Below are 13,634 nucleotides of genomic sequence, written 5' to 3' on the forward strand. Positions count from 1 at the left end.
GGCCCGCAGGGCGCCGGCAAGACGGACGGGGCCCGGGCCCGGGCCTTGGGCCCAGTTTGTAAACTGGGCCCGGGGACGGGGCCTGGGCCCCGTCCCCGAGAGTGAGGGGTCAGGCGAGAAGCGGGGCAAGCTCAGCGAGGGTGCGAGCAGGTGGGTCAGGCGGGACGTGGCCCGGCGAGGTGGCGCCACGCTGCGCGGGAGGTGCGCTGATTCGCGGGGGCTGCGCCAATGCGCGGGAGTTGGGGCATTGTCTTGGAGCGAAATCGCAGCCGCGGAGCAGTCGCAGACCGGCCAGTGCGCACCCGTGAATGTGCCCGGCACACCGGCAGCCGCGTGACTTCCCCCGCCCGAACGGGTTCAATAGAGCACCACGACAACGGGAGCCTCATGACGAAGACCAGCACCAAGACCCTCCCCGATATCCAGGTTCCCGACCTGCGCGGCAAGCTCGCCGTCGTCACCGGCGCCAACAGCGGACTCGGGTTCGGACTCACCGGCCGCCTCGCCCGGGCGGGCGCCGAGGTCATCCTCGCCGTGCGCAACGAGGAGAAGGGCAGCGAGGCCATCAAACGGATAAAGGAGGAGAACCCCGACGCGACCCTCAGCATCCGTCACCTCGACCTCGCGTCGCTGTCAAGCGTCGCCGGATTCGGCGAGGAACTCACTAAGGAGGGCCGCCCGATCGACATCCTGCTCAACAACGCCGGCCTCATGATGCCGCCCGTGCGCGACGAGACCGAAGACGGGTTCGAGCTGCAGTTCGGCACCAACCACCTTGGCCACTTCGCGCTCACCGCCCACCTGCTTCCGCTGCTGCGCGCCGCCGAAACCAGCCGGGTCGTGAGCCTCTCAAGCCTGATCGCCCGCACCGGCCGCCTCGACTTCACCGACCTGCAGAGCCTGCGCTACCGCCCGCACCGCGCCTACGCTCTCTCCAAACTGGCGACGCTCATGTTCGCGCGCGAACTCAACCGGCGCAGCATTGTCGGGGGCTGGGGAGTACGCAGCGTCGCCGCGCACCCCGGCGCGACCGTCACGAACCTGCAGATCACCGGGCCCACGCACAACGGCGCGTCGGCGAAGGTCTTCCTCGCCGTGAACGAAGCCAGCCACCGCATCGGCTGGATGTGGCAGCAGATCGACCAGGGCATCCTGCCCGCACTCTACGCGGCGACGAGCCCGGCCGCGGCCGGCGGCGGCTACTACGGCCCCGGCGGATTCGGCGAACTCACCGGCAGCCCCGCGCCGGCCAAGCTGCCCCCGCGCTCCCTCGATGAAGCGGATGCCCGCCGCCTCTGGTCGCTCTCCGAGGAGCTCACCGGGGTCACCTTCCCGGCCGTCTAGCCGTCGATCACCTTCACCAGCACCCGGGCAAGGCGCTTCCGAATGATGTGGTCGTTGGCCTCCACGCGGTGCATGGTGACGTGGCGCATCCGCTCGATCACGGTCATGCTGCCCTGCGCGATGAACGCGTCGAGCGCCCCATAGATCACATCGACCGGCACAGTGAGGCTCGCGATGTCGCTCACCACGGTCTGCGATTCGATGCAGTGCTCCATCGATTTGATGAACGGCGTCCAGGTTTTCTCGGTCAGCTCGAAGATGCCCTTGGGCAGCAGGCGCGACATGATCGCGGCGTTGGCGAGTGTGAACTCCTTGTTGGCGCGCAGAAAATCGTAGGCACGCAGGTAGGCGCTCACCCGGGCCCGCACCCGCGGATCCCCGATATCACTCGGCGACAGATACACCGGCGGTCCCACCAGCAGCAAGCGGGAGACCGGTCCGCGGGCGGCCAGCCGGCGCCACGCTGCCCAGAACCGACCGTGCCGTTCCATGGCCGCATACCGGGTACTGATCAGGCTGCCAAGCGAATGCCCGACCAGAACGAATGGTTCCTTCAGCTTCAGCGAGCGGATGGTCGCGGCCAAGGCCCCGACATGATCCTCCAGCCGGTACTCACACCCGTCTGGCGCGGGCGACTGGCCGAAGCCCAGAATGTCGACGGCGATCACCCGGTGATTCGGCGTCAGCATCGGGATCACCTCGTAGAAGGTGACCGACGACGACGCGATGCCGTGCACGAGAATGACGACCGGGCCGCTGCCGGCATCCGTTGCGACGTGCAAGAGCGGCGGGCGGGGCCGACGCGCTCTGCGCATCCGCTCCGCCCACCAGGTCATATCTAATTATCGTCGCGCAGCGTGGCTTTGAAGTCATTCTTGGCCTCGGTGACGCCCCGCTCGGCCTCGGCGTGCTTCACGTCGCCCTCCGCCTTCTTCACCTTGGCGTCGGCTTTGACCTCATCGGCCTTGTCTTCGACGCGGTCCTTGGCGTCATCCACAGCCCGGCCGATCTTCTTGCCGGTGGCGTCGAGTGCATCCTTGGCATCGTCAATGAATCCCATGTCGTCCTCCTGGTCGTTGCGAGTCGGGCTGAACCGCCGACCCCACGACCTTACTTCGGGGGACAGACATCGAGTCCCAATTGTGATCCGACTCCCAGACTGCCTCCAGTCCCGGGCGTCGGCGCGCCAATACAGTGAGACATGAGACGAACTTGGGGTGTGATCGCGGTTTTTCTGTCGGCCGTTTTGCTGGCGGGATGCACGACGAACAGCGGCAGCTCGGTGAACCGCGATTCGGGAAATTCGTCGGAAAGCGTCTCCGGCGGCGTAGCTCCTGCCGCGGGCGATAAGTCCTCCGTCACCGGCACCACCGGCGACGTGAACACCTCCAGCCGCGATGTCATCACCACCGGATCCCTCTCGATCACCGCCACCGACCCGGTGAAAGCGAGCGAATCGGCCGTCACGATCACGGAACAGGCCGGCGGCCGGGTCGACAGCCGCAGCGAAAACCCGGCCACCGACGTGCAGCCGGCCAGCGCCAACCTGACCCTGCGCATTCCGTCCGACGAACTCGACCGCACCCTGGCCGAGCTGAAAAAGCTCGGCACCCTCAACTTCGTCACGCTCACCGCGCAGGACGTGACCCAGCAGAGCCAGGACCTCGACGCCCGCATCACCGCGCTGACCACCTCGGTCGACCGGCTGCTGGCGCTGATGGCGTCGGCCACCACCACGGCCGACCTGATCAGCATCGAAAGTGCCCTGTCGAGTCGCCAGGGCGAGCTGGAAAGCCTGCAGTCCCAGCGCGACTACCTCGCCGACCAGATCGACTACTCCACCGTGCAGCTCGAACTGGTCGCGGAGGGCACCGTCGCCGCGAGCGGTCCCGACACCTTCTGGAGCGGAATCATCGCCGGCTGGACCGCCCTCGTGACCGCCCTCGGCGGCCTGTTGGTGGGCCTCGGAGTTGCCTTGCCTTGGCTGGTCCTGCTGGCGATTGTGGGGACAATTGTGCTTCTGATCGTGCGCATGTTCGCGCGGCGCCGCAAGGCTGCATAGGCTTGTCTGTGTGACCAAGTTTCTCCCTGCTATAGCCCTGCCCGCGGCGCCCGTTTTTGTACCCTCCAGCGACGAATCGCTGCTGTCCGCCGAGCTGCTGGCGGGCATCCGCTCGCGGGCTGCCGGGTATGACCAGGCCAACGCGTTCTTCACCGAAGACCTCGAAGCGCTCGTCGCCGCTGGCTACCTGCGCGCCCTGGTGCCGATAGAGTTCGGCGGACTCGGACTCACCCTGCAGCAGATCATGCGCGAGCAGACCCGACTGGCCGCGCACGCCCCGGCCACCGCCCTCGCCGTGAACATGCACCTGGTCTGGACCGGCGTCGCCCGCGGCCTGCACGCCCAGGGCGACCGCTCGCTCGACTTTCTGCTCGACGAGGCCGGCCGAGGCGAAATCTTCGGCTTCGGCGTGAGCGAACCCGGCAACGACCTGGTTCTGTTCGGCTCCCAAACGGACGCCCGCCCTACGCCAGAAGGCGGCTACCGGTTCACCGGCACCAAGGTTTTCACGTCGCTGTCCCCCGCCTGGACCCGGCTCGGCACCCTCGGACTCGACTCGACCGACCCGTCAGACCCCGCGATCGTCTGGGCGTTTCTCGAGAAAGCGGATGCCGGCATCCGCTCCAAAGATGACTGGAACACCCTCGGCATGCGCGCCAGCCAGAGCCAGAGCACCGTGCTCGACGGCGCTCTGGCCCGCCCCGACCGGGTCGTGCGACGCTTGCCGGTCGGTCCGAACGGCGACCCGCTCGTGGCCGGAATCTTCGCCAACTTCGAGATTCTGCTCTCCGCGGTCTACACCGGAATCGGCCGGCGCGCGCTGGAGCTCGCCGTCGCGGGAGCGCACCGGCGCACCTCGCTGAAGAACGACGGGCGCACGCATGCGCAGGATCCGGTGGCCCGATGGCGGGTCGGCGACCTCGTCATCGCGATGGACGGCATCTACCCGCAAATCGACGCCCTCGCCCGCGCGGTCGACGAGCTTTCGTTCACGGTCGGACCGGCCTGGTTCGCGCAGCTGTCCGGGCTCAAATACCGGGCCACACAGAACGCCAAGTTCGTCGTGGACACCGCCGTGCAAGTCGCCGGCGGCCAGGCCTACAACACGACCTCCGAACTCTCCCGGCTCTACCGCGACGTGCTCGCCGGTTTCTTCCACCCCTCCGACGCGGATTCCGCGCACGCCACCGCCGCAGCATCCGTTCTCGGCCCGATTGATCTGCCCACCCCATGACCTTCAGCAAGACCACCGCCATCACCCTCGACCACTCCGGCTATACCCGGGCCGTTCTCGACCTCACCATGCGACTCGCGGAAGTTATCTTCACCGCCGGAGCCGGTGCCGAAGACGCGACCGCCGCGATGATCGCGCTCACCCGTGCCTACGGGCTCAAGGGCACCGACGCGAACATCACGCACACCATCATCACGCTCACGCAGGAAGACCCGGCGACGCACGAGTCGATCACCCGCAGCCGCAACGTGAAATACCGAACCCTCGACTACTCCAAGCTCACCGCCACCTCGGAGCTGATCGCGGACATCATCGAGAAGCCGATCGAGGTGGCCGAGGCGCGCAAGATTCTGGCGACCATCGTCAGCTCGAAGCCTCAGGTGCCCAAACAGTGGCGCCGCATCGGCTGGAGCCTGGTCGGTGCGGGCGCTGCCGTGCTGATCGGCGGTGGGCCGACGGTGATCATCGCCGCGTTCATCGCCACCTGGATCATCGATTGGATCACTTCGGTGCTCGACCACCGGCAAGTTCCGCTGTTCTACCAGACCGTGGTCGGCGGTGCGGTCGGCCCGATCGTCGCCGCGATCGTGGGCGTGATCGACCCCACCGCGAGCCCCTCACTCGTGGTCGTCGCCACCATCATCATGCTCCTGGCCGGCGTCACCACCTTCGGCGCCGTGCACGACACACTGTCGGGGTTCTACCTCACCGGCACCGCCCGGTTGGTCGAGGCGCTGCTGATCACGGCCGGCCTGGTCACCGGGGTGTCCGGTTCGGCGCTTTTTTTGGCGCGGTTCGGCCTGGTTCTCGAGATCGATTCAAACCCGATCGTGACCCTGGCCGTTCTGCCGGTGCTGTTGGTGGCTGCCGTGGTGATCGTTATCGGGTTTGCGCTCGCCGTTCAGGTGCCGTGGCGGGCGATCTGGGTGGTTTGTGTGCTCGGCGCCCTCGCTGAGTTTTTGTTCGTGGCCGCGATGGCCGGCGGATTTGGCCTGGTCTGGGGGTCAGCGGCGAGCGCCCTCGGCGTCGGCCTGCTCGCCGCGGTCGCCGCGCGCATGGTGCGCACTCCCCCGCTCGTGATCATGGTGACGGCCCTGGTACCACTCGTTCCCGGGCTCACCCTGTTTCGCGGACTGCTGAAGCTCTCGGAGGGCGACATCAATGGGCTGCTCTCGCTGCTCACCGCGGCGGGCATTGCCATGGCACTCGCGGCCGGCGCTCTTCTGTCGCAGTACGTTGTGCAGATCGTCTGGGGTCCGGCTCGTCGCCTGCAGCGCCGCTTCGTCGGACCGCTCATGGCCCTGCCGGTGCGGCTCGGCCGGGACTCCACCAAGCGCATTTAACTTTCGAACGAGTGGCGGCATCCGCTGTGAAAGCGGATGCCGCCACTCGCGTCAGTTGGGAACGTCGGCCTCTCCGTCGTCTTCGGCGACGTCTTCTTCGACGAACCGGTACGGAATGGGCTCCTCGGTCTCCCGACCGCGCCTGTAGGTGCGGGTGATCGTTTCCGTATCTTCGACCGACTCGAGCACCACGACGTCTTGGTAGGCACCGTCGATATATTCCAGCTCCACTTCGGTTCCGGCGGCGATCGGGTTCGGTCCAAAGAGAACTGCACGGTAGGTGGCGCTATGGCTCATGAGGGTGACCTTTCGACGAGAAACGGTTCGGTAGAGCGACAGCATACGACACACCGGCAGTCGTGCACAGGGCTGCCGGCGGGTTGGCCGGCTGAGCCGTGCCGCAAGATGCCGTTTGCGCTAAACCCGCGTATTCTCAAGGTGACGGGGCCCCACGGCTCGGCGCGAAGGAGTACACAATGGCTGACAAATCACCGAAAAAGGATGCAACCAAGAAGGTTGCCGACAAGTCCCTCAAGGAAAAGAGGGCCGACAAGAAGGCGAAGTCTGAAGAGACCGCTTCTCGGGCCCGCAAGAGCTAGGTTCCAACCAGCGCACGAGGTGCCGCCACGATCGTGGCGGCACCTCTTTTTTTCTCGCACCACTTCAATCCGCTGGGTTGATGTACCCGCTTGCGCCGCAGCATCCGCTCGGATGACGCGCCGTCTGCCACAGTGAAAGGACCAGCCATGACCCTGCCCACCGAAGACACCCGTGTGCTCTACCCGGGTGGCGCGGTCGACGCCCAGGCGACCATTCTGCACTCCGAGCTGCTGCCGGGCGGCGGGTTTGCGGTTCTGCTCGACGTGACACCCGTGCATCCGGTCGATGCGGGCTGGCCCGACCAGGGCCCCGACCTCGCCCTGCTGCACCACGGCGCCGCCTTCTGGCCGGTCGAAGACTGCATCGTGGGCGCCACCGACGGGTCAGCGCTGTATATCGGCGAGGACATTCCGGTGGGCAAGGGAACGCCCGGCTGGGCCTTCGTCGTCGTGCACGTGGTCGAGACGGACGGGCTGTCGGCCGGCGACACCGTCACCGTCGAGGTCGACGAGGGCCTGCGCGACAGTACGAGCGCCGGGCACACGAGCTGCCACCTCGCCTCGCTCGCGCTCAACCTCGCACTCGCCGACCGTTGGAAAAAGGAGGTGCGCCCCGACGCCCTGGGCCATCCCGACTTCGACGGCCTCGCCATCGACGAGTCGCTGATCGGGCCGAACGCCTCGGTCGACACCTACCGGCTCGGCAAGTCGCTGCGCAAAAAGGGTTTCTCCGTGGACGGGTTCGCCGAGGCGCTGCCCCAGCTCGAAGCAGCCATCAACGCGACCCTCTTGGACTGGACATCAACGGAAGCCGCGGTGCACATCGACCGCGACGGCGACCTTTTGACCGATCGCCGCTACTGGGTCTGCGAGCTGCCGGGCACGAGCGTGCGAATCCCCTGTGGCGGCACCCACGTTTCGTCGCTCAGCACCCTCGGTGTCGTGAACGTGACGCTGGGCCTGCACGACCTGGACGGCACCGACGTTTTGACTATGAACACCTCCGCGACGCGCTAGCGGGTCGCGCGCGGTAGCCATCCGCTCGCTGAGGTGTGAGTCTGAGGCCATTTTGAGCAAAATTCGCACTCAAACTCACACCTCGGCGCACGAAACTCACGGGTCGATGACGCACCTCGGCGATCACCTCCTGGCGCCCGCCTCGGGGGCTTACAATTGGGCGCTTGGTCCACTCGCGCAGAGAGGGCAATCTGGCGGGCCTCCTCCCCCAAGTCTTTTGCATTATGCACGGTCTTCAGGCGAGAGATTGCGCAATTGGGCTCATTGGCGCACAATTAAGGTGTACCAGGTCAGAGAGGACCAGCCATGAGCATTGTCATTGCCAGCACCGACATCGCCGCCACCCGCGGCATAGACGACGCAACGGCCTACCCCGAAACGGATGCCGCCAGCCCCGCTTTCTTCACCGGCCCCACCGCCGACTTCTTCTCCTACCAGGACCTGCTCTCCCCCGAGGAACAGCAGCTCGTAGCCCAGGCCCGTGCTGTGTTCGAACGCGAGATCCGCCCGGTCGTGGCCGAGCACTGGAACAACGCGACTTTCCCGTTCGAGATCATTCCCGTGCTCACCTCCCTCAACCTGGTTGAGCTGTGCGCCCGCGGCAACAATTTCTTGCTGCACGGGTTCATGACCCTCGAGCTCTCCCGGGTAGATGCCTCCATCTCCACCTTCGTCGGCGTGCATAGCGGACTGTTCGCGGCGGCCATTGCCCAGCTCGGCACCGACGACCAGCACGAACGCTACCTGGACGACGCCGTCTCCCTGCGCAAGATCGGAGCCTTCGCCCTCACCGAGCCGGAGCACGGCTCTGACGTTTCGCGCAATATGGAGACGACCGCCACGCGCAGCGGCTCCAGCTGGACCTTGAACGGCGTCAAGCGCTGGATCGGCAGCGGAACCTTCGCCGCCAACGTGCTGGTCTGGGCGCGCGACACCGCCGACGACCAGATCAAGGGCTTCATCGTCGACGCCACCCTGCCCGGCTACAAGGCCGAGGCCATCGAAAACAAGATCGCCCTGCGCATCGTGCAGAACGCCACGATCACCCTCGACAATGTCGTGGTCGCCGAGCGCGACCGCCTTCCGGGAGCCTCGAGCTTTCGCGACACCAACCGGCTGCTCACCAACTCCCGCGTGTGGGTCGGCTGGCAGACCGTCGGGCTGCAATTCGCCGCCTACGACCATGCCCTGCGCTATGCCCTCGAGCGCCAGCAGTTTGGCAAGCCGATCGCCTCGTTCCAGCTCGTGCAGGAGAAGCTCGTACGCATCCTCGAGAACGCGACGACGTCGCTCGGCACGATGGTACGCATCGCCCAGCTGCAGCAGGCCGGAACGCTGCGGCCCGAGCACGCCGCGCTGGCCAAGGCTTCCTCCAGCGCCCGCATGCGGGAGTCCGTGGCGCTCGGCCGTTCTGTGTTCGGCGGCAATGGAATCTCCACCGATTTCGGCATGGCCCGCGTCTTCGCCGACGCCGAAGCGCTATACACCTACGAGGGCAGCTACGAAATCAACACCCTCGTGGTCGGCCGCGCCATCACCGGCATCTCCGCGTTCCAGTAGCGTTTTGCGGGCCCGGAGATCCCCAAGACGGATGCCGCTGGCCGCCTCACAACGCCGCCGAAGGGCCCTCGGCTTGGGCGGATCGATCGGACTCGGTGCCCTGCTCACCGCGTGCAGCACGGCCGAGCCCGGCTCAGCGACCACGGCGGCGACCTCGAGCGGCACGGCAACACTGACCCCGTCGACGAGCGCGGCCGGCGACATCGTGGCCAAGCTCGACGCGGTCGGGTCATCCTGCGGCACTGAGACCGAGTCGCGCACGGCCGGGCCGTATTACTTCGACGTGGATTCCATTCGCAACGACCTCGCTTTGGTTCTGGCGGGTCTGGTGCCACGACCGACGGCAGCTACACCGAGGGCGATTCCGAGGCCACGCCCGGCGACGACGGCACCTATCTGCGCGGGGCCCAGGTCGCCGACGCCAACGGGATCGTGCAGTTCACGACGATCTGGCCAGGCTGGTATCGGGACCGCACCGTGCACATCCACTTGAAGGTGCACGTCAACAAGGCCACCGTACTGACCGCCCAGGTCGGCTTCGATGATGACCGCAACGGGGTATCTGGGCTACATCAACCTCGATGTCGGCGTGGTCTGAAGCATCCGTTCGCCAAGGTGTGAGTGCTAGCCCGAATTTGGCCGAGAATGGGCGCAAACTCACACCTCGGCGGCGAATCAGAGGCTGCCGGTGCATAACGAATATGCGCGATCCCGATTCAATACACTATTCCTCTATGTCCACTCCGCATGATCGTGCTGCCCTGCCCTATCGACGTCTGCGTGCTGATCACGCGCAACCGGCATCCGTTCTCGAATTGACCAAGGCCTACTCACAACGGATGCCCGCGACTCACGTCTTCAGCCACGCGACGGCTGCCGTAATCCAGGGAATGTGGCTGCCCTATCGGCTCGAAACAGACCGACGCCTGCATGTCAGCGTGCCGCAGAATGCCCGGGCTCCGCAGATGGTGGGGACCGTCGGGCACAAGCGGGAGGTGCTCGTCATTGGCCAGGTCGAGGGCCTTCGGGTGACGTCGCTCCTGCACACCTGGATCGATGTCGCCCCGACGCTCAGGCGAGTCGAACTCGTCGCTGCTGCGGATTTTCTCTGCCGGGGTCGAAATCCCATCCACACACCCGAGGAGCTGAAAGTTGTCGCGGCCGAACTCACCGGACGACGCGGATGCCGCGCCCTGCGGGAAGCCGCGAGTCTCGCACGCGCCGCGGTCGATTCACCCCAGGAGACCAAGACGCGCCTGTTCATCGTGGATGACGGCATTCCAGAACCCGAGGTCAATTTTGTCATTCGGGACTCCGACGGCTACTTTGTGGCCCGCGTCGACCTGGCCTGGCCGCGATTTCGGGTCTGCGTCGAGTATGAAGGCGACGGTCACCGCACGGACCCGAAGCAATTCCGTAAGGACATCACGCGACGCGAGCGGGCCGAAGACCAGGGCTGGCGCATGGTTCGCATTACCGATGATGACCTCATGTACGGCGGGCAGGAACTTCTGCGCCGAGTGCGCGCTGCGCTGGCCGCACGCGGCGCCCGCTGGTAGCCATCCGCTCGCCGAGGTGTGAGTCTGGGGTCATTTTGAGCAAATTTCGGGCTCAAACTCACACCTCGGCGAAGCGGATGCTGCTAGGCGCGTTCGAAGATGGCCGCCAGGCCCTGCCCACCGCCGATGCACATGGTTTCGAGCAGGTAGCGTCCGTCGGTGCGCTGCAGGTGGCGGCTCGCGGTGGCGAGGATACGGGCGCCGGTCGCGCCGACCGGGTGACCGAGCGAGATGCCCGAGCCATTGACGTTGGTGCGGGCCCAGTCTTCGGGAACGAAGTTCCACTCCCGGCTGACGGCGAGCACCTGAGCGGCAAAGGCCTCGTTGAGTTCGATCAGGTCCATGTCGGCGAGAGTGAGCGCGGCGCGCTCGAGTGCGAGCTTCGTCGCGGGCACCGGGCCGAGGCCCATGCGGGATGGTTCGACTCCGGCGCGTGCCCACGATATAAGCCGCACGATCGGAGTCAGCCCGAGTTCAGCCGCCCGCTCCGGGGTGGTCACGATGCACGCGGCGGCGGCGTCGTTCTGGCCGCTGGCGTTGCCGGCGGTGACGGTGGCTGCGGCATCCGTTTTGCCCATGATCGGTGTGAGGCCTGCGAGGGCCTCGAGGGTGGTGTCGCGCGGAGTTTCGTCGACGGAGACGACGACGGGGCCCTTTCGACCGGGTACGGTGACCGGCACGATCTCGTCGACGAAGCGGCCGTCGGCGACGGCGGCCAGGGCGCGGCGCTGGGATTCCACAGCGAGCTGGTCTTGTTCGACGCGGTCGATGCTGTAGTCGCGGCGCAGGTTCTCGGCGGTTTCAAGCATGCCGCCGGGCACCGGATAGTTGCGTCCGCCGGCGGTCTCGCGGCCACGGCCGAGGGCGTCGCGCAGCAGCACGCCGGCGGTTCCGGCCAGGCCCCAGCGGGAATCGACAGTGTAGAGCGGGGCCTGGCTCATGACGTCGACGCCGCCGGCGATCAGGAGATCGCTGACGCCGGTTTGCACCTGCATCGCGGCGTCGAGGATGGCCTGCAGGCCGCTGCCGCAGCGGCGGTCGACCTGCACGCCGCCGACGGTGACGGGCAGGCCAGCGTTGAGGGCGGCGACCCGGGCAACGGGCGCGGCCTCGGCCGAGGGATAGGCCTGGCCGAAGATGACGTCATCGACGAGGGCGCCGTCGAGTCCGGTGCGTTCCAGCAGCGCGACGATGACCGCCGCAGCGAGGTCGGCCGGGGCGACGGTCTTGAACGCGCCGCCGAACCGGCCGATCGGCGTGCGGAGCGGTTCGCAGATGACGACCTGGCGGAGGGTGGTGGTGGTGGTCATGCGGCGGCTCCGTTGCTGAGGGTGGTGGTGAAGCAATTCCGGGCTGGCACAGCGCCCCGGTCGCGACGGGCACACCGGGCGGGCAACCCGCACAGGGCGGTGCGGGTGTTTCGGACGGTCGTCGCGGCGAGCAGCATCACGTGCCAGCGCCGATCAGGGTCGTGATGGTGGTCGGCGGGGTCGGCACGAGCAGGGTGGCCTCGGTGGCGGCCTGTACCTCGGCGACGGTGACGCCAGGCGCGACCTCGCGCAGCACGAGGCCGTCAGGGCTGACGTCGATCACGGCGAGATCGGTGATGATGCGCGTGACGACGGCCTTGCCGGTCAGAGGCAGGTCGCAGACCTTCTTGATCTTGAACTCGCCGGTCCTGGTCGTGTGTTCCATGACGACGATGACGGTGTCGGCGCCGTGCACGAGGTCCATCGCGCCGCCCATGCCCTTGATCATCTTGCCGGGCACCGCCCAGTTGGCGATATCGCCGACCACGCTCACCTGCATGGCGCCGAGCACGGCCACATCGATCAGCCCGCCGCGGATCATGCCGAAGCTCTGCGCCGAGTCGAAGTACGCCGCTCCCGGGTTGACCGTGACGGTCTCTTTGCCGGCATTGATGAGCTTGGGGTCGGCCTCGCCCTCCCACGGGTACGGGCCCACGCCGAGCACACCGTTCTCGGAGTGCAGCACGACGTGCACACCGTCGGGGAGAAAGTTCGGAATCAGCGTCGGGAGGCCTATGCCCAAATTGACATATGAGTCCGGGGCGAGCTCTTGGGCGGCGCGGGCAGCCATCTCGTTACGCGTGAGAGCCATCAGTTCGCCCCAGTTTCCGTCGACGGTCGCGGCCGCGTCGTCGTCTTCTCAATCGGCAGATCAGCGGCATCCACCGCGCCGAGCTGCACGATGCGGTTCACGTAGATGCCGGCGAGGTGCACCTCGTCGGGGTCGATCTGGCCGGGTTCGACCAGTTCGTCGACCTCGGCGATGGTGATGCGGCCGGCCATGCCGGCCACCGGGTTGAAGTTGCGGGCCGATTTCTCGAACACGAGGTTGCCGTGCCGGTCGCCCTTGGCTGCACGCACGAGGGCGTAATCGGTGACGATGGCCTCTTCGAGCACGTATTCCTTCTCGCTGCCGAGCGACGAGAACAGCCGGGTCTCCTTCGGCGGCGATGACACGGTGACCTCGCCGCCGGGGCCGTAGCGCCACGGCAGTCCGCCGTCGGCGACCATGGTGCCCACGCCACTCGCCGTGTAGAACGCCGGAATTCCGGTGCCGCCAGCGCGCAACCGCTCGGCCAGAGTGCCCTGCGGGGTGAGCTCAACCTCGAGCTCACCACCGAGGTAGCGGCGGGCGAAGTCCTTGTTCTCACCGATGTACGAAGCGATAACCCGGCTGATCCGGCCCTCGCGGAGCAGCTCGCCGAGCCCCCACCCATCGACGCCGCAGTTGTTCGACGCAACGTGCAGGTTGGTACTGCCGAGCGCGAGCAGCGCACGAATGAGCACGATCGGTACACCGACCAGGCCGAACCCGCCGACGGCGAGCGACGCACCATCGGGAATGTCAGCGACGGCAGCCGCAGCGGAGGGATAGGTCTTGTCCATG

At 66.9% G+C, this 13,634-nt stretch carries 15 protein-coding genes; 9 read left to right on the plus strand and 6 right to left on the minus strand.

What is annotated here, in order from left to right:
• The first annotated feature begins 387 nt into the window (after positions 1–387).
• Positions 388–1,344, plus strand: coding sequence for an SDR family oxidoreductase (locus CXY78_RS05945; RefSeq protein WP_104088557.1), 957 nt, complete (start codon positions 388–390; stop codon positions 1,342–1,344).
• Here the strand turns inward: CXY78_RS05945 and CXY78_RS05950 are convergent.
• Both CXY78_RS05950 and CXY78_RS05955 read right to left on the minus strand, forming a co-directional pair.
• Positions 1,341–2,180 (minus strand): alpha/beta fold hydrolase, encoded by an 840-nt coding sequence (locus CXY78_RS05950; protein WP_104088558.1) that lies wholly within the window; start codon positions 2,178–2,180, stop codon positions 1,341–1,343. The two genes, CXY78_RS05945 and CXY78_RS05950, sit on opposite strands and share 4 nt — an antisense overlap.
• 2 nt (positions 2,181–2,182) lie before the next feature.
• Positions 2,183–2,404, minus strand: a complete 222-nt coding sequence (locus CXY78_RS05955) for a hypothetical protein (RefSeq protein ID WP_092341596.1) — start codon at positions 2,402–2,404, stop codon at positions 2,183–2,185.
• Positions 2,405–2,545: 141 nt separating this feature from the next.
• Here CXY78_RS05955 and CXY78_RS05960 point away from each other — a divergent pair, with 141 nt between their 5' ends.
• From CXY78_RS05960 to CXY78_RS05970, 3 genes are read left to right on the plus strand one after another with little or no spacing between them, the layout of a single operon-like run.
• Positions 2,546–3,406, plus strand: a complete 861-nt coding sequence (locus CXY78_RS05960) for a DUF4349 domain-containing protein (RefSeq protein WP_104088560.1) — start codon at positions 2,546–2,548, stop codon at positions 3,404–3,406.
• A gap of 10 nt (positions 3,407–3,416) precedes the next feature.
• Positions 3,417–4,640, plus strand: coding sequence for an acyl-CoA dehydrogenase family protein (locus tag CXY78_RS05965; protein WP_233206103.1), 1,224 nt, complete (start codon positions 3,417–3,419; stop codon positions 4,638–4,640).
• Positions 4,637–5,983 (plus strand): threonine/serine exporter ThrE family protein, encoded by a 1,347-nt coding sequence (locus CXY78_RS05970; protein WP_104088561.1) that lies wholly within the window; start codon positions 4,637–4,639, stop codon positions 5,981–5,983. Before CXY78_RS05965 ends, CXY78_RS05970 begins: the two co-directional genes overlap by 4 nt.
• Positions 5,984–6,034: 51 nt before the next feature.
• Here CXY78_RS05970 and CXY78_RS05975 read toward each other — a convergent pair whose 3' ends face one another.
• Complete coding sequence (locus tag CXY78_RS05975; RefSeq protein ID WP_134505318.1) at positions 6,035–6,280, minus strand: hypothetical protein; 246 nt, start codon at positions 6,278–6,280, stop codon at positions 6,035–6,037.
• A gap of 179 nt (positions 6,281–6,459) precedes the next feature.
• On the opposite strand from CXY78_RS05975, the gene CXY78_RS21850 reads away from it, so the two are divergent.
• The 5 genes from CXY78_RS21850 (at position 6,460) to CXY78_RS05990 (ending at position 10,718) form a co-directional block, all read left to right on the plus strand.
• Positions 6,460–6,582 carry a hypothetical protein gene (locus CXY78_RS21850; RefSeq protein WP_255408738.1) on the plus strand — a complete coding sequence of 41 codons (123 nt, stop codon included), beginning with the start codon at positions 6,460–6,462 and terminating at the stop codon, positions 6,580–6,582.
• A gap of 147 nt (positions 6,583–6,729) precedes the next feature.
• On the plus strand, positions 6,730–7,599 hold the full coding sequence (locus CXY78_RS05980; RefSeq protein ID WP_104088563.1) for a metal-dependent hydrolase: 870 nt from the start codon (positions 6,730–6,732) through the stop codon (positions 7,597–7,599).
• Between the two features lie 306 nt (positions 7,600–7,905).
• Positions 7,906–9,159, plus strand: coding sequence for an acyl-CoA dehydrogenase family protein (locus tag CXY78_RS05985; RefSeq protein WP_092341591.1), 1,254 nt, complete (start codon positions 7,906–7,908; stop codon positions 9,157–9,159).
• A gap of 432 nt (positions 9,160–9,591) precedes the next feature.
• Positions 9,592–9,780 carry a hypothetical protein gene (locus CXY78_RS20700; protein WP_140425668.1) on the plus strand — a complete coding sequence of 63 codons (189 nt, stop codon included), beginning with the start codon at positions 9,592–9,594 and terminating at the stop codon, positions 9,778–9,780.
• Between the two features lie 113 nt (positions 9,781–9,893).
• Positions 9,894–10,718, plus strand: a complete 825-nt coding sequence (locus CXY78_RS05990) for a hypothetical protein (protein WP_104088564.1) — start codon at positions 9,894–9,896, stop codon at positions 10,716–10,718.
• Between the two features lie 83 nt (positions 10,719–10,801).
• Here CXY78_RS05990 and CXY78_RS05995 read toward each other — a convergent pair whose 3' ends face one another.
• From CXY78_RS05995 to CXY78_RS06005, 3 genes are all read right to left on the minus strand, one after another.
• A complete protein-coding gene (locus tag CXY78_RS05995; protein ID WP_104088566.1) occupies positions 10,802–12,028 on the minus strand; it encodes an acetyl-CoA C-acetyltransferase in 1,227 nt (408 codons plus the stop codon).
• Between the two features lie 136 nt (positions 12,029–12,164).
• Positions 12,165–12,839, minus strand: a complete 675-nt coding sequence (locus tag CXY78_RS06000; protein ID WP_092341588.1) for a 3-oxoacid CoA-transferase subunit B — start codon at positions 12,837–12,839, stop codon at positions 12,165–12,167.
• On the minus strand, positions 12,839–13,633 hold the full coding sequence (locus tag CXY78_RS06005) for a CoA transferase subunit A (protein ID WP_092341587.1): 795 nt from the start codon (positions 13,631–13,633) through the stop codon (positions 12,839–12,841). The genes CXY78_RS06000 and CXY78_RS06005 overlap by 1 nt, the downstream gene beginning before the upstream one ends.
• Between the last annotated feature and the right edge of the window lies 1 nt (position 13,634).

This window comes from Cryobacterium sp. N19 (assembly GCF_002929595.1).
Classification (GTDB): Bacteria; Actinomycetota; Actinomycetes; order Actinomycetales; family Microbacteriaceae; genus Cryobacterium; species Cryobacterium flavum.

What these genes read in the sequence shown, in the direction of transcription:
- CXY78_RS05945 (WP_104088557.1), top strand. Translation starts at nt 388, where the DNA reads ATGACGAAGACCAGCACCAAGACCCTCCCCGATATCCAGGTTCCCGAC.
- CXY78_RS05950 (WP_104088558.1), bottom strand. Translation starts at nt 2,180, where the DNA reads ATGACCTGGTGGGCGGAGCGGATGCGCAGAGCGCGTCGGCCCCGCCCG.
- CXY78_RS05955 (WP_092341596.1), bottom strand. Translation starts at nt 2,404, where the DNA reads ATGGGATTCATTGACGATGCCAAGGATGCACTCGACGCCACCGGCAAG.
- CXY78_RS05960 (WP_104088560.1), top strand. Translation starts at nt 2,546, where the DNA reads ATGAGACGAACTTGGGGTGTGATCGCGGTTTTTCTGTCGGCCGTTTTG.
- CXY78_RS05970 (WP_104088561.1), top strand. Translation starts at nt 4,637, where the DNA reads ATGACCTTCAGCAAGACCACCGCCATCACCCTCGACCACTCCGGCTAT.
- CXY78_RS05975 (WP_134505318.1), bottom strand. Translation starts at nt 6,280, where the DNA reads ATGAGCCATAGCGCCACCTACCGTGCAGTTCTCTTTGGACCGAACCCG.
- CXY78_RS21850 (WP_255408738.1), top strand. Translation starts at nt 6,460, where the DNA reads ATGGCTGACAAATCACCGAAAAAGGATGCAACCAAGAAGGTTGCCGAC.
- CXY78_RS05980 (WP_104088563.1), top strand. Translation starts at nt 6,730, where the DNA reads ATGACCCTGCCCACCGAAGACACCCGTGTGCTCTACCCGGGTGGCGCG.
- CXY78_RS05985 (WP_092341591.1), top strand. Translation starts at nt 7,906, where the DNA reads ATGAGCATTGTCATTGCCAGCACCGACATCGCCGCCACCCGCGGCATA.
- CXY78_RS05990 (WP_104088564.1), top strand. Translation starts at nt 9,894, where the DNA reads ATGTCCACTCCGCATGATCGTGCTGCCCTGCCCTATCGACGTCTGCGT.
- CXY78_RS05995 (WP_104088566.1), bottom strand. Translation starts at nt 12,028, where the DNA reads ATGACCACCACCACCACCCTCCGCCAGGTCGTCATCTGCGAACCGCTC.
- CXY78_RS06000 (WP_092341588.1), bottom strand. Translation starts at nt 12,839, where the DNA reads ATGGCTCTCACGCGTAACGAGATGGCTGCCCGCGCCGCCCAAGAGCTC.
- CXY78_RS06005 (WP_092341587.1), bottom strand. Translation starts at nt 13,633, where the DNA reads ATGGACAAGACCTATCCCTCCGCTGCGGCTGCCGTCGCTGACATTCCC.